At 46.5% G+C, this 21373-nt stretch carries 22 protein-coding genes; 12 read left to right on the top strand and 10 right to left on the bottom strand.

The window, feature by feature from the left end:
• The first annotated feature begins 6 nt into the window (after positions 1-6).
• The 7 genes from pntB (at position 7) to D515_RS02990 (ending at position 6714) form a co-directional block, all read left to right on the top strand.
• The gene (gene pntB, locus D515_RS03015) at positions 7-1392 is read left to right on the top strand and encodes a Re/Si-specific NAD(P)(+) transhydrogenase subunit beta (protein ID WP_002535896.1); all 1386 of its coding nucleotides are present in this window, start codon (positions 7-9) and stop codon (positions 1390-1392) included.
• Between the two features lie 135 nt (positions 1393-1527).
• The gene (locus D515_RS03010) at positions 1528-2970 is read left to right on the top strand and encodes an ATP-binding protein (RefSeq protein WP_002535895.1); all 1443 of its coding nucleotides are present in this window, start codon (positions 1528-1530) and stop codon (positions 2968-2970) included.
• Positions 2939-3610 carry a response regulator transcription factor gene (locus D515_RS03005; protein ID WP_002535894.1) on the top strand — a complete coding sequence of 224 codons (672 nt, stop codon included), beginning with the start codon at positions 2939-2941 and terminating at the stop codon, positions 3608-3610. Before D515_RS03010 ends, D515_RS03005 begins: the two co-directional genes overlap by 32 nt.
• On the top strand, positions 3610-4494 hold the full coding sequence (locus D515_RS03000) for a DUF2861 family protein (protein WP_002535893.1): 885 nt from the start codon (positions 3610-3612) through the stop codon (positions 4492-4494). The genes D515_RS03005 and D515_RS03000 overlap by 1 nt, the downstream gene beginning before the upstream one ends.
• A 199-nt stretch (positions 4495-4693) precedes the next feature.
• A complete protein-coding gene (gene traF / locus D515_RS02995) occupies positions 4694-5869 on the top strand; it encodes a conjugal transfer protein TraF (protein ID WP_002535892.1) in 1176 nt (391 codons plus the stop codon).
• Positions 5870-5924: 55 nt separating this feature from the next.
• A complete protein-coding gene (locus D515_RS25150; protein WP_002535891.1) occupies positions 5925-6077 on the top strand; it encodes a YoaH family protein in 153 nt (50 codons plus the stop codon).
• 112 nt (positions 6078-6189) lie between these two features.
• Positions 6190-6714 carry a nucleotidyltransferase family protein gene (locus D515_RS02990; RefSeq protein WP_002535890.1) on the top strand — a complete coding sequence of 175 codons (525 nt, stop codon included), beginning with the start codon at positions 6190-6192 and terminating at the stop codon, positions 6712-6714.
• A gap of 228 nt (positions 6715-6942) precedes the next feature.
• Here D515_RS02990 and nadE read toward each other — a convergent pair whose 3' ends face one another.
• Complete coding sequence (gene nadE / locus D515_RS02985; protein WP_002535889.1) at positions 6943-7779, bottom strand: ammonia-dependent NAD(+) synthetase; 837 nt, start codon at positions 7777-7779, stop codon at positions 6943-6945.
• A 266-nt stretch (positions 7780-8045) separates the two neighbouring features.
• Here nadE and D515_RS02980 point away from each other — a divergent pair, with 266 nt between their 5' ends.
• Together D515_RS02980 and D515_RS02975 are read left to right on the top strand one after the other, a co-directional pair.
• Positions 8046-8579 (top strand): nicotinate-nicotinamide nucleotide adenylyltransferase, encoded by a 534-nt coding sequence (locus D515_RS02980; RefSeq protein ID WP_002535888.1) that lies wholly within the window; start codon positions 8046-8048, stop codon positions 8577-8579.
• Between the two features lie 107 nt (positions 8580-8686).
• On the top strand, positions 8687-9151 hold the full coding sequence (locus D515_RS02975) for a hypothetical protein (protein WP_002535887.1): 465 nt from the start codon (positions 8687-8689) through the stop codon (positions 9149-9151).
• On the opposite strand, the gene D515_RS02970 is transcribed toward D515_RS02975, so the two are convergent.
• Positions 9144-9794, bottom strand: a complete 651-nt coding sequence (locus D515_RS02970; protein WP_002535886.1) for a hypothetical protein — start codon at positions 9792-9794, stop codon at positions 9144-9146. The two genes, D515_RS02975 and D515_RS02970, sit on opposite strands and share 8 nt — an antisense overlap.
• Positions 9795-10026: 232 nt before the next feature.
• On the opposite strand from D515_RS02970, the gene D515_RS02965 reads away from it, so the two are divergent.
• Entirely contained in the window at positions 10027-11139 is a 1113-nt protein-coding gene (locus D515_RS02965) for a 1-acyl-sn-glycerol-3-phosphate acyltransferase (protein ID WP_002535885.1), read from the top strand.
• Positions 11140-11200: 61 nt separating this feature from the next.
• On the opposite strand, the gene D515_RS02960 is transcribed toward D515_RS02965, so the two are convergent.
• Positions 11201-12097 carry a LysR family transcriptional regulator gene (locus D515_RS02960; protein ID WP_002535883.1) on the bottom strand — a complete coding sequence of 299 codons (897 nt, stop codon included), beginning with the start codon at positions 12095-12097 and terminating at the stop codon, positions 11201-11203.
• A 637-nt stretch (positions 12098-12734) separates the two neighbouring features.
• Here D515_RS02960 and chrA point away from each other — a divergent pair.
• A complete protein-coding gene (gene chrA / locus D515_RS02950; RefSeq protein WP_002535881.1) occupies positions 12735-13883 on the top strand; it encodes a chromate efflux transporter in 1149 nt (382 codons plus the stop codon).
• 230 nt (positions 13884-14113) lie between these two features.
• Here the strand turns inward: chrA and D515_RS02945 are convergent, their stop codons facing one another.
• From D515_RS02945 to D515_RS02915, 7 genes are all read right to left on the bottom strand, one after another.
• The gene (locus D515_RS02945) at positions 14114-15142 is read right to left on the bottom strand and encodes a Gfo/Idh/MocA family oxidoreductase (protein ID WP_002535879.1); all 1029 of its coding nucleotides are present in this window, start codon (positions 15140-15142) and stop codon (positions 14114-14116) included.
• Between the two features lie 106 nt (positions 15143-15248).
• Complete coding sequence (locus D515_RS02940) at positions 15249-16013, bottom strand: heme ABC transporter ATP-binding protein (protein ID WP_002535878.1); 765 nt, start codon at positions 16011-16013, stop codon at positions 15249-15251.
• Positions 16013-17056 (bottom strand): FecCD family ABC transporter permease, encoded by a 1044-nt coding sequence (locus tag D515_RS02935; RefSeq protein ID WP_002535876.1) that lies wholly within the window; start codon positions 17054-17056, stop codon positions 16013-16015. The genes D515_RS02940 and D515_RS02935 overlap by 1 nt, the downstream gene beginning before the upstream one ends.
• Positions 17057-17065: 9 nt before the next feature.
• A complete protein-coding gene (locus tag D515_RS02930; RefSeq protein WP_002535875.1) occupies positions 17066-17920 on the bottom strand; it encodes a heme/hemin ABC transporter substrate-binding protein in 855 nt (284 codons plus the stop codon).
• Positions 17917-18333, bottom strand: coding sequence for an ExbD/TolR family protein (locus D515_RS02925; protein ID WP_002535874.1), 417 nt, complete (start codon positions 18331-18333; stop codon positions 17917-17919). The genes D515_RS02930 and D515_RS02925 overlap by 4 nt, the downstream gene beginning before the upstream one ends.
• Positions 18330-19046 carry a MotA/TolQ/ExbB proton channel family protein gene (locus D515_RS02920; RefSeq protein ID WP_002535873.1) on the bottom strand — a complete coding sequence of 239 codons (717 nt, stop codon included), beginning with the start codon at positions 19044-19046 and terminating at the stop codon, positions 18330-18332. The genes D515_RS02925 and D515_RS02920 overlap by 4 nt, the downstream gene beginning before the upstream one ends.
• 2 nt (positions 19047-19048) lie before the next feature.
• Entirely contained in the window at positions 19049-19816 is a 768-nt protein-coding gene (locus tag D515_RS02915; protein WP_002535872.1) for an energy transducer TonB, read from the bottom strand.
• A 165-nt stretch (positions 19817-19981) separates the two neighbouring features.
• On the opposite strand from D515_RS02915, the gene hutW reads away from it, so the two are divergent.
• A complete protein-coding gene (hutW, locus tag D515_RS02910; RefSeq protein ID WP_039849547.1) occupies positions 19982-21373 on the top strand; it encodes a heme anaerobic degradation radical SAM methyltransferase ChuW/HutW in 1392 nt (463 codons plus the stop codon).

Raw genomic sequence — 21373 nt, 5'->3', positions numbered from 1 at the left:
CAAAGAATGTCTGCAGGACTAGCACAAGCAGCCTATATCGTTGCTGCATTGTTTTTCATCCTGAGCCTTGCTGGCCTATCAAAACAAACGTCAGCAAGATCAGGTAACTACTTTGGTATCGCTGGTATGAGCATCGCGCTCATCGCGACCATCTTTGGCCCATATACTGAAGGTCTTTCTTGGATCTTTATCGCGATGGTGATTGGTGGTGCTATCGGTATCTACTACGCAAAACGCGTAGAAATGACGGAAATGCCCGAACTGGTTGCGATCCTACACAGCTTTGTAGGTATGGCTGCTGTTTTGGTGGGTTACAACAGTTACTTAGAGCCACCAGTATACGCTGGCGAGTTTGCACACACTGAACACGTTATTCACATGGTGGAAGTGTTCTTGGGTGTGTTCATTGGTGCAGTGACTTTCACTGGCTCAATTGTCGCGTTTGGTAAGCTACGCGGTATCATTTCATCTTCTCCTTTGAACTTGCCACACAAGCACAAGATGAACCTGGCGGCGGTTGTGATTTCAACACTGCTGATGGTTTACTTCGTGAAGGCAGACGGCAGCATGTTTGCGCTGCTTGTGATGACATTGATTGCTTTTGCATTCGGTTATCACCTTGTGGCATCAATCGGTGGTGCTGATATGCCGGTTGTCGTTTCAATGCTTAACTCATACTCAGGTTGGGCAGCAGCGGCGGCAGGTTTCATGCTGGCAAACGATCTTTTGATCGTTACCGGTGCACTGGTAGGTTCGTCGGGTGCGATTCTGTCTTACATCATGTGTAAAGCCATGAACCGTTCTTTTGTCAGCGTTATTGCTGGTGGTTTCGGTCAGGAAGTCTCAGTGTCGTCTGATGTTGAGTACGGCGAGCACCGTGAAGTGTCAGCTGATGAAGTTGCAGAAATGCTGAAAGACTCTCGCTCTGTGATCATCACTCCTGGATACGGTATGGCTGTTGCTCAAGCACAGTACCCAGTGCACGAAATCACTGAAAAGCTTCGTGCTAAAGGTGTTGACGTTCGCTTTGGTATCCACCCTGTTGCGGGTCGTCTGCCGGGTCACATGAACGTACTGCTTGCTGAAGCAAAAGTACCGTATGACATCGTTCTGGAAATGGACGAGATCAATGATGACTTCCCAGAAACAGACACTGTTCTGGTTATCGGTGCGAATGACACGGTAAACCCAGCGGCGATGGAAGATCCAAACAGCCCAATCGCTGGCATGCCAGTTCTTGAAGTGTGGAATGCGAAAAACGTTATCGTATTCAAACGCTCAATGAACACAGGTTACGCTGGTGTTCAAAACCCGCTGTTCTTCAAAGAGAACACGGCGATGCTATTCGGTGACGCCAAAGAGAGTGTGGACGCTATCTCGAAAGCGATCTAACCGCATACTCTGAATGAATCAGGCCAGCCTCTTGCTGGCCTTTTTTGTGCGAGAAAACAGCAATTAGCGCGACTTCTTGCATAGACTCTTACAAACTACTGACATTGTGAAATATTTTGGTGGTAACCTCATGCCATGCAAAAGTTTCTGATTGTTTTTCTTACCTTGCTTAGCTCACACGCTTGGGCAAATGTGTCGTTCCCTGAACAGCTCAGTGCGTTCAGGCTTTCGCTATTGGCTGAACGTCCGATCGCTACTTATGCATTAAATGCTATCCACAGCGAATACCCAAAAGCGCTGCTTGTTCCTGATAGCTTGCTACCTCAATCAGCAAACTATCCGCTTAAGGATCTAAAACGTCTTTATCAATCCTCCGAGAAATGCAAAGGGCCATGGCCTGTGAGCCCACTGGTCACCGATCCATTGGTGTTTACCCGAGCGATGTGTTTCAACACTCAACTGCCTTCGGTATGGTTCTCCCGTTCTAACCTCATTCATCCGGGTGGAGGCAGTTACGCGGCAAAGTATGTTGAAAAATTCCCGGACCGCCGCGATGAATTACTTCGTTTTTTCCACATCAAAGAACGGTTGTTATCACCACCTGAAACCTTGCTTGGCCGTTTGCAGCGTATGCCAGAAAATGGCATCAATGCGCTGAATGGCGGGGCAGAGTCCATTCTTTCAGGCGATGATTTGTGGCTTAGAGAAGGTAGCCAATACAAGGTTTATAGCTCGGACGTATGGTTACCTCTGCTTGAAAAACAACACCTGCTTGCCTCTTCGATTGACGACAATGGGTTCTGTTTATCCCGCATTGGTAATGTGTGTTGGAATCAGAAGCAAGCACCCTCATATTGGTCACAGTTGGTTGTGATTCTTGCTGTCATCAACTTGCTCTGGATTGCTGGCTGGGTGTTTAACCGGTGGACGGTAAAAAGACGCCTGATGCAAGAAAGAATGCTGGTACTTCAAATCCTGACGCATGAACTGCGCACGCCGATCGCGAGTCTGGGCATGACGGTAGAAGGTTTCCGCAGAAAATTCGACAGTCTGCCAGAGCCTCTTTATGATGAGTTTCGTCGCCTTTGTGAAGATTCCATGCGTCTGAAACAATTGGCCGAGGCAAGTAAAGATTACCTGCAGTCAAACCAGCAGCAACTTGTCAGAGAGAGCATTCCTTCCTTGAAAGATTGGCTTGGTTATCTCTGTGAAGAACGTCAGGTAGAATTGCAGGTTAAAGAAGATGGACCGATAGCGGTCAACATTTACTGGTTGACGACATCACTCGACAACCTTATAAGCAATGCTAAAAAATACGGGAAGACGCCCGTCGTGGTGTTTGCCGAAATTAATAACGGTCAGCTCGCTATCCGAGTGCAGGATCAAGGAAGGTTGACCGCGAAAGACTGGAAAACAATTCGAAAACCTTTTGTCAGCGAAAAAGGCCTGGGGCTTGGTCTGACAATTGTTGAAGCAATGATAGAAAGGATGGGGGGCAGGCTGACATTGTCTGGGCCGCCAACCACATTTACTTTGGAGATACCTTGTGACCCAACAAACGACTCTGTTGCTGGTTGAGGATGATGCTAACCTGGCGGATGGTCTTCTCGCCAGCTTGGAACAAAACGGATACAAATGCTTGTACGCAGATTGTGCAAGTAAAGTTGAAGCGCTTTGGGCGCACGCTGATCTTGTAGTTTTGGATCGTCAACTACCGGAAGGCGATTCTATGGAATGGCTACCGGCATGGAAAAAAATTAAAGACGTACCGATCATTATGCTGACAGCGATGGTGTCGGTTCGTGATCGCGTTGGTGGTCTGGACTCAGGCGCGACCGACTATATGACTAAACCGTTTGCAGAAGCAGAACTGCTGGCGCGAATTCGCGTGCATCTTCGCCGTCCTGTTACTGAAGGGGAAAGTGTAGCTGACGACATTGCGGTCGGTAAGCTGAGAATTAACCTTTCTACACGTTCAGTTATTTGCTCTGAAAGTGAAGTTATCCTGACCCGAACTGAATTTGATTTGCTGGCATTTCTCGCCAAAAACGCGGGTCGTGTATTCACTCGTGATGAGCTTCTGGATCAGGTTTGGGGTTACAACCATTACCCAACGACTCGTACGGTCGACACTCACGTGCTGCAGCTCCGCCAAAAGTTGCCCGAGGTAGAGATCGAAACACTGCGTGGTGTTGGTTACCGGATGAAAATGCACTGATGAAGCAGGCGGTATCTCTCTTTGTATTCCTGATGCTTCCGTTTGGAAGCTCTGCTGCGTGGTTCAGTGGTTCAGACGCGCTGACGTCTGCCCACCAGCGCTTGCTTGAGGGGAATACCGCCCAAAGCTTTGAAACCATGATTGAAGCTTGGCAACAGGAAAAAACGGATACAGAACAAAGACACCTGACTGAGTTACTGTCTCTAGCAATCAGCGAGGATTGCGGCAGAAGCTTAAGTACTTTGTCATTACCGAAATGGCTTCAAGCGGTTGTCATTCGTCGTGAAACGGTGCAGACACCGAACAGGGTCTACTATCAGTTTTCTATCTATGGCTCGTCAGATTCTGGCGTCGCTAACGTCACCTTTTCGGAGTGGCCAGATACTAAACTGGTGGTCTCGAATTTAACCCCGGACAACGCTAACCGTTTCAAACTAGATATAGAAGGGCTCTCTGGTGCTGTTCATGCTGGTCTTTATAAGCTTGAACTTACGTCAACCGAAGGTGAGAGCTGGTCTTCCTGGGTGCTGGTGTCACAGCCTGAGCCCATTCAGAAAATCAGTTGGAAAGACAGTCGCAGCTGGCGGATCGCACCGCCGACAGACTTAAAAAGCACCTGTCCTAGACCTTTCTTGTCGATGAATCTCTATCAGACCGACGTGGGGCAGGATGCACCTATATGGTCTGATGAAAAGGACAAAAACCTTCCTACCTCATTGCCAGTGATTGATGTCCCGAACGGACAATATTGGTTCTCTGTCGCTCTGATAGAAAGGCGGTGGCAGGGGGCAATCTTGTTTGAGGATGTTCAAAGAATCGCCAGATTTATTGATTTGCCTGATATCGATCTCAGAGAACTTTCTTTAAAGCCCAATCAAGAATAGGTTTCTTAACTTTATTTCTTTGATCTTCTATCAATAAACCAACACATACTTTTGAGTACTGTCACACCTTCAAGAATTGTCTCTTTATTGCTAATTGGCTTCTACTACGATTTGTATAGAAAGTAGACACAATGCCGTTTTTGAGTACACATGCTCACCGTGTCTCCCGCCTTTGAACCATTGAGATGGAATTCTTGCTATGAAAAAGAGCTTACTTGCACTCAGCATTGCGCTGACTTCCCTGCCTGCGCTGTCTGCTAACTACAGTATTGATACCCGAATTGATGCAATGGGTGGTGCTGGTACGGCCGCCGCGGATTACCTTTCTGCCGGCTTTCATAACCCTGCGCTCGTTGCGATGGATCCTGATAGCGCATTCGGTGTGCTTTTCCCCGTTATTGGTATTCAGATTCGTGACCCAGATGAACTGGTAGACGCCATGGAAGATTTTGGGGATGTCTATGACACATTTACCAATGATCCGACAAATACTGAAAATCGCGATAATGCCGCTAATGCATTGAGTAATTTAAACAATAAGCTAGCTTATGTAAGTGGAGGTATTGGTGGCGCGATTGCAGTGCCAACATCGACAATATCAGGCAACTTTTTTGTGAAAGGCTATACAGAGGCCATCGTTATACCGGAAGTATCTCAAGCGGATGTTGACGCGATCAGTAGCACAACAGGCTCTGGTGATGTACCTTCTTCATTAACGTCCAAAGGTCGTGTTTTGGCATTTGGCGTTGTAGATGTAGGTTTGGCTCTGGCGGGTAACCTTGAACTTGCAGGTCAGCGTATTGCTGTCGGTGTGACACCTAAAACCCAGCAGTATTACACCTACCACTATGAAGTTGACATCAATAACTTCGAAGGGGACGACTGGGATTCAGATGCTAACCGTACCGAAGAAAGTGCGTTTAACGTAGATCTAGGTGCAGTATGGCAAACAGGACTTTTCCGTGTTGGTTTTGCAGCAAAAAACCTGATTTCACAGGAAATCAAAACCGTAAACTACACGCGTGAGTACACCTATCATATCGAGCCACTTTATACCGTGGGTGGTGCGTTTGTTACAGACCTTTTTGTTGCAGCTATTGATGTGGACCTGAATGAACAAAAACGCTTCTCAGCGCCAAGTGGTCCAGCTATTGTCGACAATACTCAGCTAGTGCGTCTAGGCGCTGAGTTTAATGCGTTCGGTTGGGCTCAGCTCAGAGCAGGGTACATCAACGATTTGGAAGACACCTTGGATGGTACAGTCACGCTCGGCCTTGGCTTATCGCCATTCAATACCGTTCACTTTGATCTTGCTGCCCAGCTCATTGATAGCAACAGCTATGGCGGTTCTGCACAACTGGCATTTACCTTCTAAGGTAATTGGCAGTAGAATGTGCGACTTCTGAAACAGAGTGATTTCGAGGTCGACAATGAACGGTATGCCAACACTGAGCCATGCTGAACAACAAGAAGCAGCCGAGCGTATTCACGCTTTAATGGCACAGGGCATGAGCAGCGGTGAGGCCATCATGTTAGTGGCCAATGAGATTCGAGAGCGCGAAGCGTCGAAAAAAGATGATTAATGTGAAAGCGGCCAATAAATGGCCGTTTTCTTTTTCTGGCTTGACGTTATCCTAGAGGCAAGATTTTTAACCATTTTTTCTATATGGGAATAAGCAAGATAAAGGAGCGACGTTGAACGATCGGTTAATGCTGGCAAAGACATTCGCTCGTGCTCGTCACGAAGGGCAACGTTACGGAGAATTTCCGTACCACGTGCATTTAGATGATGTAGAAAAACTGGCACAACCGTTTGGGATCAACGCAATGATCGTGGCTCAACTGCACGATGTGCTGGAAGACACAACGACAAGCGTCGATGAGTTAGTCCAAGATTTTGGCGATAAGATTGCGTTGTCTGTCAGTTACCTTACGGATCCGGTGGCGGGTGACAGAGGAGAGAAAAAGCGACAACTCAATCAGCGTTTTCTCCAACTTGATGAGACCGATGAAGCCGCGAAACTAGCATTGATCGTCAAAGCTTGCGATCGATTATCCAATGTGAAAGCCTGCCGGCTTTTCCATCCGGCAAAATTCTTGATGTATCAGAAGGAACATTCTGAATTTCGCAAAGCTGCCTATCGATATGGCTTGTGTGAAATGATTTGGTGGGAATTGGATATGCTGATTGAAGTCGGGGACAAGATAGCCCGATATTAAATCTCATACCAATCACAGTAAGTAGGTGATCAGAAATAGCGCAGGAAAAATGCTCGAGAATAAGGCGGGAAATTTCGATAAGTAGTTATTCTACAGTCAAATTTCCCAACGCAGTTATCGAGCATTTTAACAAGCTAGGATGAACAGATATTTACTACGATTGGTATCAGATACTGCAGACAAACAAAAAGCGCTCATCAAGAGCGCTTTTTGTTGTTAAAGACGAGTTTATTCGTCGTCGTAAATAGTCGGGATTGGCTGGCGTTTGTGCTGTGTGGCATTGTAGATAGCCACCAAACGATCTTTCACGCGATCTTCAACAGCTTTGCCTTCCAGAAAATCATCAATTTCGTCGTAAGTCAGTTGAAGTGCATCTTCATCTGCTTTCTGTGGTGACAGCTCTTCAAGGTCAGCGGTAGGTGTTTTTACTACTAAGAGTTCAGGTGCACCTAAATGAGCAGCTAACTGGCGAACTTGACGTTTGCTTAGGCCAAACAGAGGCGCTAAATCACAAGCACCATCACCAAACTTGGTATAGAAGCCGGTGATGTTCTCTGCAGAGTGGTCTGTTCCCAGCACCAAGCCGCCAACCATGCCTGCGATTTCGTACTGTGCGACCATACGAGCACGTGCTTTTACATTACCCTTAACGAAATCGACCTTGGCATTGTCTGTTGGAATCAAACCGGTGCCGTCCAGCGCGGTCAGTGCTGAAGCATGCAAGCCATCAACACCATCTTTAATGTTCACGCTGACAGAGTGTGTTGGTTGGATAAAGCTTAGTGCCAACTGGGCTTCATCTTCATCCTTCTGAACACCGTAAGGTAAACGCACAGCAATGAACTGATAATCAGATGAACCTGTTTCTTCATTCAGTTGTTCAACGGCTAATTGCGCTAGACGACCACATGTGGAAGAGTCGACGCCGCCACTGATGCCCAAAACCAAAGATTTTGTGCCAGAGGCTTTCAAACGGTTTTTGATGAAGGTGATACGACGCTGAACTTCAAATTCAGCATCGATTGTTGGCAATACTCGCATTTCTTCGCGGATAGCTTGTTCCATTTCAAGACAGACCCTTGTGACATGTTTTGTTTATTCTGCAACATCCTACGCGCAAAATCATGATCATTCTTATCTCAAACTTCTCTTAGCGAAGATTTCCCCGTTTTAGAGCGTGGGTCATGTGTTCTTCTCACCAAAATGATGCAAAAACAGGCTAGGCAGATGGTTTCTTGTTCATCCAATCTCGATTTCGCTGCAAATAGATTGAAGGGGGCTGATTAAATCGGTTATCAATAGAGAATGGATGCAGAACAATACAAGAAGAAATGAGTAAAACGGAATTACGGCAAAACATTGCCATCTTTGGCAGCGCATTTAACCCACCTAGTTTGGGGCACCTCAGCGTCGTCCAGCGATTGAGTCATTTCGACCGCGTTTTATTAGTGCCAAGTTATGCTCATGCTTGGGGTAAACAAATGGCAGATTTTTCTAAGCGCTGTGAATGGGTCAGTGATTTCATTGATGACTCAAACTGTGAAAATTTAACGCTTTACCGAGAAGAAGAAACCTTATACGCAGAAGAATCTGTGACTACTTGGGCTTTGCTTAACCATATTCAGCAGCAACATCCCAATTCTGATCTCACCTTCGTACTTGGGCCTGATAATCTTTTAAACTTCTCCAAGTTCCACAAATCGGCAGAGATTTTGCAAAGATGGAACGTACTTGCTTGTCCTGAGAGTCTACCCGTCAGGAGTACGACGATCAGGGAGCGATTGCTGGCAGGGGAATCCATTGATGACCTGACCACGCCAGCACTGGCTAACAAATTGAGGTCTGAAGACTTCAGCCAGTTATAAGAAACAATGACTTTATCGGCGCAGATTTTTTGATATAGCCTTGAGCGAAATCCCGACGCGATAGGCAATTTGGAGGCGCACGATAGAGCAAGGGAAGATGCATACTCATGATTTCTATATTGATACCAAAATTGATGGCGGCTGCTTTTATAGTTACGCCGTCATTTGTTTCGGCTGCTTTTATTGAATCCGGCAATGCCATTGACGATGTAGATGTCGTTGAATCCATCAACTTTTCACAATCGCAAAATCGCAGCGTGATTGAATGGCAGGTGGAAGATCAGGTAATACCAACTATCTGGGACAGCTGGAAGCATGATTGGGACATACCACACTTCCTTTCCACACAAACTGGAGCCTCATACTACGGATTTGGTGTTTGGAAACCGGAAGAGTATCAAAAGCAAAGCTTTACTGAGATTGGAATGGAAGATTGGATTTTAAACCACGGTTTGAACTTCAGTTTTACCACTGAATCTAATAGCAGCGATACCCGGTATCGGTTGGATATGCGATGGCATGAAGACACCAATACCGAGTTTCTACTGCAAATGCAGGTGCCAATTAAATAACACCAACCGTTCTTTCTATCAGCAGCATCAGTTCCTTTTCAGGCATTGATGCTTGCTGTGCAATGTTTGTCAGTTTCTTGCCCGACTTCATTTTCTTTACACAGTCTCTTACTTTCAGTTGCAGCGCAATCTGGTCTTCACCATAGCCTGTACATTGCAGAACTTCACTGCACTTGAGTCGTTCGCTGCCATCAAGGCGGGCTATGGCATCTGCTAACTGCAAGGTCTTGGTATCATACTTGTCATCCGGCGTGACAGAAGAGAAGTAATCGCGCGCGCAGCGCAGCAACCTGCCATATGCACCATCCCAGCTATTGTCGACCGTTTGCCCCAGTTGCTCCGCAATACCCGCTACCAACAAAGATGGCAAAACATAACCAGCTGAATTAGGCATTGATACTGTGGATCGAACAGAGAAATCAAAAGAAGAAATCACGGAGTTTTGTAATACGGTGACCGCACTCAGACAACTGGAAGGTAGCCAGAAGCCTTGTCCCTTACAAACCGGGAGTTCTACTTTGCCAAGGCGGATTAGAACTAAACCTTGGTGAACCAAAATATAGGAAGACTGAGGCTGTTTTTTTCGAGGGCCGACATTTAGGTAGTCAGCTTTTTGGTAAAAATATTCTATGGCTTGCTTCATTTTAACTTTCTCTCATTGCGAGGCGCACATAGTGTTGGGTTTTCAAAATGAGATCAAGCAAAGAGAGGGTTTAGTCGTGCTTTGTTGTCCAAAAATCCTCCGCATTGTTACAATCATTAGCAAGGGAAATGAGGTAAGACCTCCAACCTCTGTATAATGCTGATTAAAACAATGTTCGAAATCCTATATCCGCGTAAAATGGCGCGGTTTTTATCGGAGCAAGTAGAATCACGTGCAACAAACTAACGATCCTTTCTTAGAAATTCGTCCATACAATGACGATGAAGTGCCTGGTGCGATTGATCGTCTGATCGAAGATGAAGAATTCATCTCAGCCATTTTAAAGTACCGCTTTCCACAGTTTTCTGGCATAGCAGGTTGGCTCCTTAAACCAATCTTGAAGCGATACCTACATTCCAAGTGGAACAAAATCAAAACTGTTCGCGACGTTCAGCTCCATATCGCTACATACATGGACTCAATGATTAAAAGTACGTCAGAAGGTTTGACGACAAGTGGTTTGGACAAATTGGATCCTAACAACAGCTATTTGTTTGTTTCTAATCACCGCGATATTGCGATGGACCCAGCGATGGTCAACTGGTGTCTGCATGAGAATCAGTTTGATACGGTTCGCATCGCCATTGGTGACAACCTGCTTAAAAAGCCTTGCGCAACTGAACTGATGAAACTGAATAAGAGTTTCATAGTTAAGCGCTCTGCGAAAGGCCCAAGAGAAATGATGAAGGCGTTGGGTCAGTTATCTGCTTACATCAAAGCCTCTTTGGATGAGAAGCAGTCTATCTGGATTGCTCAGAGAGAAGGTCGTGCAAAAGACGGCAACGATAAAACTGATCCTGCGATTTTGAAAATGTTCTTCATGGAAGGGCGTCGCCAGAAAATTGAATTCGCTGATTATGTGGCTTCGCTGCGTATTGTTCCGGTGACTATCTCTTACGAAAACGATCCATGTGATGCAGCAAAAGCGAACGAGCTTTACCGTAAGCAGCAAGAAGGTGGATATGAAAAAGGTGAGTTTGAAGATATCGAAAGCATCGTTCAGGGTATTGTTGGCCAGAAACGCAGAATCCATGTCGAGTTTGGTGACGTGATAGGTAACGAGTTCGATTCACCTGAAGCGCTGGCTGCAGAAATTGATCGCCAGATTTATCAAAACTATCACTTGTTCCCAGCAAACTACATTGCTGCGGGCAAAGAGCACAGCTCAATCACTGATAGTGACCGCGCCCAGTTTGATAGCAAGCTTTCTTCATTGCCTGAAGGCGTAGCTAAGATCGTCAAGGCAATGTACGCCATGCCAACCGACAAAAAAGCTGACGCATAACATTGATTTATTGATAGAAAAGGGGGTGTGACATTGTCACACCCCCTTTTACTTTATCAGCTTAAACGACTCGAATATTTTCCGAAAGGAAGTCTACGAAGTGTCTAACCTTGGGTGCCAGGTATTCTCGGCGTGGATAGACCGCATAAACAGGTAGCTTCATTGTCGGCTTCCAATCCTTCATTAATACTTTTAATTCACCGTTTTCAATTTCACTATCTAATAGATAAGTAGCGATATAAGCGATACCTACACCTGATTTGGTCGCTTCCAAAACCGCTGGGGCATTGTTGATACGGTAAGATCCTCTGACAGTCACTGATTGCTCGCTACCATCTCGTTGAAATGGCCATTGATCATAAGTGCGCTGGACACTTTGATAGGTAATACAGTTATGTTCGCGAAGGTCGGATGGGTGTTTGGGTGAACCGTTTGCCTCAATGTATGCCGGTGAGGCTACCAACTTAAACTGGCAGTCGCCCAGTTTTCTCGCAACCATTCCTTCTGGTGGTGCTTCATGAATAGCCAGCCAACAATCAAATCCATCTTCAACAAGGTTTGGACGGTGATCGAATAAATGTACTTCCAACTCGAGGGCAGGAAACTGTGCTTGAAATGCAGAAAGTAACTTTGTGATCTGGGCATTACCAAATGACTGAGCAACGCCAACCTTTAATCTTCCAGAAACCTCATTTCTAAAACCAGCAACCATGGCTTCAGCGTCTTGCATGGTTTCGACAATCTGGCGCCCGAAGGCTGCATATTGCTCGCCGGCTTCGGTTAGGGCAACAGAGCGGGTATTTCTTTGAACCAGCTGAACACCTAATCGTTCTTCGAGATAGCGAATTTGCTTACTGACTTGAGACTTTGAAATCCCAAGGTACTCGGCAGCACGGGTGAAGTGCTGTTCATGCGCTACAGTCGCAAGGACCACCATTTGCTGAAGGTTATCTAACATATGGAATTTTCGTTAGTTATCGAGAGGCGGATAGCGTATCACATCTCTTCCGAATTCATTGAGTGACGTTGTCACAAGCAGATGAAACTCCTTTATTTAAATTTGAAGGTAGTAGGTCTCTGCCAACATTCCTTCAATTTGGAGAGGAGGGGCATGAAAAACGTTTTTCTGCGCTTTTGTCATCAAAAATTCATTCAACCAAAAGGCTAGAAGAAGCTGCGTAAGGATTGTGTTCAATGATCCGCACTCTAGTGCTGAACCTGCCCAAAACAGATTCCAGATCGTGTTCTGAAAGGGACTTACGAAATGAGCTGATAGCCAAATTCTTGGTTTTGATTTTAATAAGTTATTTTATAACAATGCTTTATATGATTTGTTTTCAAATGGAAACAATACTAATCAATGTAAGTGAGTACTAACGTACATTTGTTGTAAACCTACAGATCTAGAGGATCTTTTGTCGTTACTTTTAATAGATCGTGAACATGACTAAATAGAGAATTAATCAAATCGATATGAAGGATTGATAAGAATTGTTTCTATTCATGGGGCATGAGTTTTAAAATTGCGGCAGAAATTCAGGTATTTGATGTGAAACTCATCAATGGCCTGGTTCATTAAGGAGGTTTGTTTTCGGATGTTAGAAGTACTGTTTCGTTTCTTTGTGCTGGGATGTATGAGCTTTGGTGGTCCTGTCGCTCATATTAGCTATTTTCAAAGAGAGTTTGTTGAAAAGCGTAAGTGGATTGAAGAGGATAAATTCTCAACAGCGCTGAGCTTGTGTCAGTTCCTTCCTGGCCCTGCGAGCAGTCAGCTCGGGATGTTTATTGGTTATCATCGCGCGGGCTACATTGGGGCAATTGCCGCTTTTATTGGCTTTACCTTCCCATCTTTTGCCTTATTAACGGCAGCAGCTATGTACAGCGCGAGCCTAGGGGAGTCTTCGGCGTTGGCTCTACTTATCTCTGCTGCAAAACTGTTGGCAGTGGTAGTGGTAGCTGATGCTATCTGGACGATGGCACGAAAGTTTATCAGTGACGCTGTCACATTTTCTGTTTGTGTGGCCTCTGCTGGTTGGATCCTTTGGCAGACTGGCCTTGTGGCTCAACTGATGCCAATACTTATCGCCGGTATTCTTGGTTGGTTGTTTATTCGTAAGCCAGAAGTAGCGACTGAAGCCAAAGAGCCAACAGGTATTAAGCAAACAGCCATTCTTTTCGGCGTGTTTGCTGCGCTATTGGTACTTCCTGCTCTGAGCAGTGCACCGGTTATCAGCCTGTTTAATCACTTCTATCAAGCTGGCAGCTTTGTATTTGGTGGTGGTCACGTTGTACTTCCACTGTTACAACCTTTGATTGGCGATTCGGTTTCTGGGGATGCTTTGGTTGAAGGTTACGCAGCCGCACAGTTGGTTCCGGGTCCGATGTTTACTATTGCGAGCTACATTGGTGCTTCAATGGAAGGGATCAATCCAATCCTGGGTAGTGCAGTAGCAACCATTGCAATATTCCTTCCTGGGGCATTGCTATTGTTTGCTGTCATTCCTGTTTGGCAGGCTGTGATGAACCATCACAAGTTTGCTGGTTCCGTGGTACTGATTAATGCGGCAGTGGTTGGTCTTCTGGTTGCAGCATTTTACCAACCAGTTTGGATGTCGGCCGTGCATGGTGTTTCTGACATCGTGGCAGTGATTGTTGGCTTTACGGTTCTGCGTAAGTTTAATTTGTCAGTATTCTGGCTGCTTGCAGGTATGCTGGTTTACTCTTTTGCTAAGAGCATGATGTAACACCAAATTGGTCACTGATTATTGAGCCCGCGAATGCGGGCTTTTTACTTTTAGGGAATTAATTCATCCATCATAACGCACTATAACTATTTGGATTGAACATGACTTTTCAGTATTAGCGTGGTGTTACTTGATGAATTTTGGCAAATTTCTTTAGGGAGAGGATAAGAAGAAATGACACTGGTTGATGATATTAAAGCGCCGAAATTTCTCGGCGCTTTTGTAGAAGCCTAGAACTCCCATCGCTCTGTCTTGCCTGCCTCTGAGGCATGTTGGGCAAGTTCTAACGCGTAAATACCTTTTACCGCGTCATAAGGGTCGATTGGTGGTGTAGTGCCGTTCAAAATGGCGGATGCCAGGTTGGCAAAAAGCTCAGAATAGCATCCGTGTTCCAATTCAATATCTTTTTCAGTGACGTTGTCACCAACTTCAAGCTTTCCAATATGTTGCTGGCGGCCAAATTCTGAATTCGTTACCGTGACACCGTCACGCAATTGCTGCTCCTGAATATCCAAACCGGCGCATGAGAAAGTGGCTTTGTCTCCTTGAACGACAAAGCGAGAGCCTTTGCCTGAACGGTATGGGCTGGAATTCAACACCACTTCTTTGTCAGCGTAATGCAGCGTCATCTTGAAGTAGTCGGTAGCTTGAGATTGTGGTCGCATCGCTTTGCAATGAGCGGTGACCGCTAAGGGTGATCCGAACAAGTGAAGCGCTTGGTCTACTAGATGTGAACCCAAGTCATAAAGAATGCCCGATCCTTCTCCTGCCTGTTCACGCCAGCGTTGGCGAACCTCAGGACGAAAACGGTCGAAGTTCGATTCGAAAACACGAACCTGTCCTAGTTCATCAGATTCAATCAACGCTTTTACTGTAAGGAAGTCGCCATCCCAGCGTCGATTCTGGTAAGGACAAAGAATTTTACCGCGAGTATTGGCGATTTTGATCAGCTCCAAACCTTGTCCGCTGCTTACTACGAAAGGCTTTTCGAGCAACACGTGGCAATCCGCTTCCAGTGATTGTTTGGCAAGATCGAAGTGCGTGTGGTTAGGGGTGGTGATAATGACCAAATCCAATTCCGCATCTCGAAGCATTTCTTCTATGTTTGAGTAGTACGCCGCGGAGGGGAGTTTCTCTGCCACTAAATCATGATTTGAAGAAACAACCGCGACAGGCTCGAAATCCGGATGAATAGAGAGAAAAGGAAGGTGGAAAGTCTGGGCAGCAAAGCCAAATCCTACGATGCCAGTACGAATCATTTGTCGTTCCTTGTTTTGTGTTCGTTTAGCGTTTTAGTTTTTCTAGTATACGTGAGCAGATATAAAAAAGCCCTCATCTGAGGGCCACTTACGGAGTTTGTGAAACTTAGGCTAGTACAACTGGGTAATTACCCTTTGGATGAGGCATAACGGAAACCGGCCAGCCGTAGACTTCCTCGATTATTTCAGGCGTCAGCACATCTGTTGGGATGCCATCTGCCGCTATTTTTCCTTTATTTAATATTAAGATACGGTCTGCATACTGTGCAGCAAGGTTGAGATCATGGATCACGGCGATCACCGCCGATCCGGCTTGTGCCATCTCTTTCGCCAAGCTTAAAGTCTTGTGTTGGTGGCCAATATCCAGCGCACTCGTTGGTTCATCCAGCATCAATATGGTGTCTCTTGGCGATTTTGCTATTTGTGTTAGCACGCGAGCGAGGTGCACGCGCTGCTTTTCGCCCCCGGAAAGGCTTGGGTAAAGCCTGCCAGCAAGATGAAGTACATCGGTCTTTGCCATGTTCTCAGATGCGATCTCAGCGAGTTCAGCTTGGGATGCACTCAACGCCAGCCCACCAAGTTCAACCACTTCCCGAGCGGTGAAAGCAAATGTCAGGCTACTGGACTGCGGTAGGATCCCCATCGATTCGGCGAGGTGTTCAGGTTTCCAATCTTTTGTGGATTTGCCATAGAAGATAAGTTCGCCATTACATGGCCATTCGCGGCTAATCAGTTTAAGCAGGCTACTTTTACCGGTTCCGTTTGGTCCAAGAATAATAGTTAGCTCACCCAATTTGAAAGACGTGCTGAAGTTATCCAGTAGAACCTTGTTACCCAGCGTGAGCGATGCATGTCGAATATCAATACCCATTATGCCAAACGACCTTTTTGTTTAAGCAGCAATGCCAGGAAGAAAGGCGCCCCTAGAGCCGCTGTGATAATGCCTACCGGGATTTCAAGTGGTGCAACAATAGTGCGTGCAATCATGTCTGATGCTAGCAGCACCAAACCACCTAAAATTGCTGAAACCGGAATGAGGGTACGGTGATCTGGGCCTGTCAGCATGCGTCCGATATGGGGAACAACAAGGCCAATAAAACCAATCATGCCGGAAAGGGCAACTGTCACGCCGACGCCTGCAGCTGTGAGAAGGATCAGATTGCGCTTGAGCGATTGGACGTTAATGCCGAGATGACGGGCTTCAGCTTCACCCAGCAGCAAAGCATTTAGAGGTTTTGCATAGCGTTGGAACAAGAAGCCCAATGCGGCTAATGAAACAAAAGCCAACCCAATCGCATCCCATGAAGCGCCGGCTAAAGAGCCCATCGTCCAAAGAGAAAGGTCGCGAAGCTCCTGATCGTCAGCAAAATAGTTTAGAAGCCCCATGCCAGCGCCAGCAATCGCGCCAAGCGCAACGCCTGCGAGTAACATGATCGTGACTGAAGTGCCATTACTACTGGTGCCCATGTAATAGATGGCAAAGGTCGTTAGCGCACCGCCCAGAAAAGCAAATACCGGTACCGTGCCCAGCACCAGAAATGCCGTATGGGTAATCACGCCACCAAATAGAACAATCGCAATGGCTGCTCCAAGGGAAGCACCGGCAGACACCCCGATAATACCGGGATCTGCCAATGGGTTTCTGAAAAGCCCCTGCATGACGGTCCCGCACATCGCAAGAATACCGCCTACAGCAATGGCCAGAAGAGTACGTGGTAAACGGACTTCCTGAATGATTACAGAGACATAGTCAGGAAGGTCCGATTGAACGGGAAGTAGTGCTTTCAAACTGTCTGAGAAGCCTATATTCATCGGCCCCAAAGTAATTGAGCTCACGACAGTGATGTACAACAAGATCGAAGAAACGATCATCATCCACCGCGCTGAAACGCGGCGAGTCAGCAAATCATTCATGGAAATGTACTACTCACCAGCCAAAATGCGTTTGTTAAGGTCGGTAGCGAGATCTAGGCTTGCCAACCCAAAGCCACCCAGAATTGCGTAGCCAGAAATAGGGATTATGTTGTCGTTCTTGAATGCGGGTGTTGCGCTTAACAAAGGCTGCTGTTTCACCATACCTTCAATACCGCCAACCTGCGAAAGAGTGCGTTCGGATACCAGAATGTATTCAGGCTGCATTTCTACGATAGACTCGGTAGACAGGGGCTTATAGCTGGTGGTTTCTTTAGCCGCAGGGTTCATGCCGCCAGCCAACTCGATCACTGTGTTTACCGTGGTTTCATCACCCGCGACGGTCAATGGGCGACCATCAGACATCATCACGAACATCACTGAAGGGCGTTTTTCAGGTGCCGAGGCGTTCAACTTTCCTATTTTCTCAGCAACATCCGCTTTAATTTCGGCACCTTTGTCTTCAGTACCAGTAATCGACGCGACTGAATCTACGCGCTGATTAAAGTCTTCAATGGAGGTCCCTGTTGGCAGCTTTTGAACATCGACATTTGCCGATTTCAATAGCTTCAACGTGCTTTCCGGCCCCATCTCTGGCGAGCCCACGAGATGGGTAGGGCTTAGTGCTAATAGGCCTTCGGCTGATAACTGGCGATGATAGCCCAGTACGGGAATCTCTCTGCCATCAAGGTAATGACGGCTGGTTAAATCTACTGCAACCACTTCTTTTTCTGCGCCTAGTGCAAACAAAAGTTCAGTAACGGTTGAGCCGGCGCTGATGATTCTTGCATCCTGGGCGAACGCCGGTGAAGTCAATAAGCCAGTAAAAAGCAGCGCAGCAGCGCCAAGTTTGAAATTCTTTTTCATTGTTCTTCCATCACAATATTTGTGGCGTTGATATTGTTGTTTTGCATGAAGGCGAGGACTTTAAGCATGCTTTCCACATTGGCTTGTTTGTCCGCAGCGATCACCACCGGTTTATCAGGGGCTTGCTGAATGGCTTCCAGAAGCTGTGCCGTAAAGGATTCCCAGTCGTGAAGAGGTTCACCTTGAAGTGCCCATGAAGGTGAACCGCTCAACACGTTGATGGCGATGACTTCACGGTTTGGAGATTCCAGAACTTCTGAATCATTGGTTTGGGGAATCGCGATATCCATGGTTTTAATTTGGATGTTTGCCGTAAGCAGCAAAAACACCATCACGATAAAAATAATGTCCAGCAACGGCGTGAGATCCGGCGTGAATGATGTTGATTCACTTTCTGGTTGAGAGCGGATCATGCGGCACTTTCCCTCGGTGACTCTGAGCTTGAACCAGCGCAAGGTTTGCAATGCTTTGGACAATCCGCGCTTTCATCGAATGAAACACCGGCGAGATGCAGGTTGAAGTGGTTCAGCACGTATTCAATTTTTGCCAAAGTGCGATCTGCCCACAGCGCAAAAACTTGTGATGAAGCAATGGCTGGCAGGGCAATCAGCAAACCCGCTGCCGTCGTAGACATCGCCAATCCCAAGCCATCGGCCAATTCTGCAGGTGAAATACCACCTTGTGTGGCAGAAAGTCCTTTAAACATTTCTATCAGGCCGACAACGGTTCCCAGCAAACCAATCAAAGGACTCAGCACGCCAATAATGTTCAGCAATTTGAGACCTGCAGTGAATTGACGGCGTTTCTTTTGAAGCCAGATAGAAACAGCTTCTTCACGCAAAGATTTAGTGAAATGACGATGATTGATCAGCATGCAGATCCCTTGGGATAGGGTGCTTTTATCCTGCTGATGACGTTCTACATACGTTTCTAGCTGTTTGTCATTGGTCAGCGAAAGTGAGTAGATCTCTTTTTGCAAAGGTTTGCTGCCCGTTTTGGTATTCATAACAACGAAAACGATGCGCTCAAAAATGAGCATCAACATGAGTGCGGAAAGCAGTGTCAAAGGCCAGGTCATGATGCCCAATTGAGCGTGGATTGACGTGAAAAATTGTAAGTCGAACATGATTAATCCAAATTAAAACGAACAGGAATTCTTACTCTGTGCGCCAGGGCGACACCATTTTCTTCGTGGCCGTTGAAGCGCCACTTTTTCACTGCATCCATTGCAGCGCCATCAAGCAATTCAAACCCGGAACTTTTTAGAAGGGAGCGATGGGTTTGATGGCCTTCTTCGTCCAGCCAGACTTCTATAAGCACTGTGCCTTCCATCCCTTTACGTTTTGCCATTCTCGGGTACTTAGGTTGGGAAGGGCGGACTTTAAATGTGGGTCTTTCGACCAACATAGGAGAAGATGATTTTGCCTGAGTCATCTGGTTTTCTTCGCTTATCTCCTCAGTAGTCTCTTCCGGTTTTTCCTCAGGTTTTTCTATTGGTTTTTTCGGCGGAAGAGGCTTTGTTTTCTCTTCTTTGCTTTCCTTATTCGTCACCTTCTCAAGTGGCTTTTTCCTGGTTTCTTTTGGCGGGCTGACCTCTGGTTTCACCTTTTTCTGAGGTTGGACTTCTGCCTTTTTTGGTGGCTCCTTTTTTACTGAAGGAGATTTAACCGGTTTAGGTTCTGGCTTTGTCGTTTCTTGCTGTGGTGGGTCTTCAACAGGAGTAGGTTCTGGTTCTTTTGGTACCTGTTTCGTCGACGCAATGAGCTGGATAGCCACACGGTTACCCGTATTGGCATCGTTAATTGTGAATTGAGGCGAGGGCGGTTGAGCCCAAATCGCCAAACTGTGCAGTGCAACTGAAACGACACCACAAACTACGTACCGTCGAGTGTTCACACGTACTCCTGAAGAACTGATTTTAATAAGTGATTAGGTGCATTATGCATGAAATGCTAATGAGATCAATTATCAGTTGCATTATTATCTTTTATGAATATGATTGAAATCACTAGGAAACAGCTCGCAGTTTGACGCTGTTAATGTTAAAGGTTGCAAAATGAGATGAATGTGGATCTTCACAATCCGGAATTGGTCGGGCTAAGAACACCTGATCCACTTCGTTTTGCTTTTCAACGCAAGAAGAGTGCGCATGCCGGTGGCATGATGCGTTCAGTTAATTCTGAAGATATCCAAACCACGCTTGAAAAAGCACATGCAATCCCAGCGTCATCGGCGCATGCACCACGCTGTCTGTACATTCACATTCCGTTTTGTCGCGTGCGTTGTACCTACTGCAACTTCTTCCAATACGCATCCAGCAAGTCATTAATTGAAAGCTACGTTGAAGCACTGCGCGCAGAAATTCGATGGAAAGCCTCGCAAGTCTGGAGTCAGTCAGCGCCGTTCCAAGCGGTATACATTGGCGGGGGAACCCCAACCGATCTTAGTGGCGAACAAATCCGAATGATCGTCTCTGATATCCGCAGCCAATTTCCGCTGACACCGGACTGCGAAATCACACTAGAAGGTCGTATCAACCGTTTTGGATTGGACAAATTTGAAGCGGCACTGGAAGGGGGCGTTAACCGTTTCTCGTTCGGCGTTCAGAGCTTCAACACTCAGGTCCGTCGCAGTGCGAAGCGCCTTGATGACCGGGAAGTGGTGTTGGACAAAATCCAGCAATTGGTCAAATACAACGCGGCTCCTATCGTTCTGGATTTACTTTATGGCTTGCCTCACCAAACTCTGGATATTTGGCAGCAGGACTTGAATGACTATCTTGAGTCCGGTGCCCATGGTGTCGACCTGTATCAGCTTATCGAAATGCAGGGCTTGCCAATGGCAAAGTTGGTTGAGCAGGGCAAATTGCCGTATCCGGCAGATACACAAATGAAGGCCAGTATGTTTGAGATGGGCGTGAATTTCATGGCGAAGCACCATCAGAAACGTCTCAGCGTTAACCACTGGTCTTCAGACAACCGCGAACGCAGTATTTACAACTCGTTAGCGAAAACAACTGCGGAGATCATGCCTTTAGGGGCCGGGGCTGGTGGCAATGTCAATGGCTGTCAGATGATGCAAACCCGCGATATGGATACCTACATCTCAGCGATCAATGACTTTCGTTACCCTGTCACCTTGATGACGCTAGCGCCTGCCAATAGAGGTGTATCAGCTGAAGTGAAAAGTGGATTTGATGCTGGTGTGCTGGCTCAACACAAGTTGGATTCAGTGGCTGGACAGGGCTCGTTTGAAGCGCTGTATCCCCTGTTCGAAGCGTGGCAGGAAAACGGGCTGGTCTATCTTGAAAAGAATGAAAATGGCAGAAGTTATCTCACGCTGACTCTCGCCGGACAGTTCTGGGCGGTCACACTGGCCCAAAACCTGATTGAAGTATTACAAAACCAAACAGCGCAGAAAGTGCAAAGAAAAGCGGCAAATGTCGCAGCTTAG

The sequence above is a fragment of the Grimontia indica genome (genome assembly GCF_000333895.2).
GTDB lineage: Bacteria > Pseudomonadota > Gammaproteobacteria > Enterobacterales > Vibrionaceae > Enterovibrio > Enterovibrio indicus.
The sequence above is the reverse complement of the archived record's forward strand: the minus strand, read 5'-3'. Positions and strand labels throughout refer to the sequence as shown.

Excerpts from the sequence above, each read along its gene's own strand:
- D515_RS25150 (WP_002535891.1), top strand. The coding sequence starts at position 5,925 with ATGAACGGTATGCCAACACTGAGCCATGCTGAACAACAAGAAGCAGCC.
- D515_RS02935 (WP_002535876.1), bottom strand. The coding sequence starts at position 17,056 with ATGAATGATTTGCTGACTCGCCGCGTTTCAGCGCGGTGGATGATGATC.
- nadE (WP_002535889.1), bottom strand. The coding sequence starts at position 7,779 with ATGGAACAAGCTATCCGCGAAGAAATGCGAGTATTGCCAACAATCGAT.
- D515_RS03000 (WP_002535893.1), top strand. The coding sequence starts at position 3,610 with ATGAAGCAGGCGGTATCTCTCTTTGTATTCCTGATGCTTCCGTTTGGA.
- D515_RS02920 (WP_002535873.1), bottom strand. The coding sequence starts at position 19,046 with ATGTTCGACTTACAATTTTTCACGTCAATCCACGCTCAATTGGGCATC.
- D515_RS02945 (WP_002535879.1), bottom strand. The coding sequence starts at position 15,142 with ATGATTCGTACTGGCATCGTAGGATTTGGCTTTGCTGCCCAGACTTTC.
- D515_RS02930 (WP_002535875.1), bottom strand. The coding sequence starts at position 17,920 with ATGAAAAAGAATTTCAAACTTGGCGCTGCTGCGCTGCTTTTTACTGGC.
- D515_RS03010 (WP_002535895.1), top strand. The coding sequence starts at position 1,528 with ATGCAAAAGTTTCTGATTGTTTTTCTTACCTTGCTTAGCTCACACGCT.
- hutW (WP_039849547.1), top strand. The coding sequence starts at position 19,982 with ATGAATGTGGATCTTCACAATCCGGAATTGGTCGGGCTAAGAACACCT.
- D515_RS02925 (WP_002535874.1), bottom strand. The coding sequence starts at position 18,333 with ATGATCCGCTCTCAACCAGAAAGTGAATCAACATCATTCACGCCGGAT.
- D515_RS02975 (WP_002535887.1), top strand. The coding sequence starts at position 8,687 with ATGATTTCTATATTGATACCAAAATTGATGGCGGCTGCTTTTATAGTT.
- chrA (WP_002535881.1), top strand. The coding sequence starts at position 12,735 with ATGTTAGAAGTACTGTTTCGTTTCTTTGTGCTGGGATGTATGAGCTTT.
- D515_RS02940 (WP_002535878.1), bottom strand. The coding sequence starts at position 16,013 with ATGGGTATTGATATTCGACATGCATCGCTCACGCTGGGTAACAAGGTT.
- pntB (WP_002535896.1), top strand. The coding sequence starts at position 7 with ATGTCTGCAGGACTAGCACAAGCAGCCTATATCGTTGCTGCATTGTTT.
- traF (WP_002535892.1), top strand. The coding sequence starts at position 4,694 with ATGAAAAAGAGCTTACTTGCACTCAGCATTGCGCTGACTTCCCTGCCT.
- D515_RS02980 (WP_002535888.1), top strand. The coding sequence starts at position 8,046 with ATGAGTAAAACGGAATTACGGCAAAACATTGCCATCTTTGGCAGCGCA.
- D515_RS02970 (WP_002535886.1), bottom strand. The coding sequence starts at position 9,794 with ATGAAGCAAGCCATAGAATATTTTTACCAAAAAGCTGACTACCTAAAT.
- D515_RS02960 (WP_002535883.1), bottom strand. The coding sequence starts at position 12,097 with ATGTTAGATAACCTTCAGCAAATGGTGGTCCTTGCGACTGTAGCGCAT.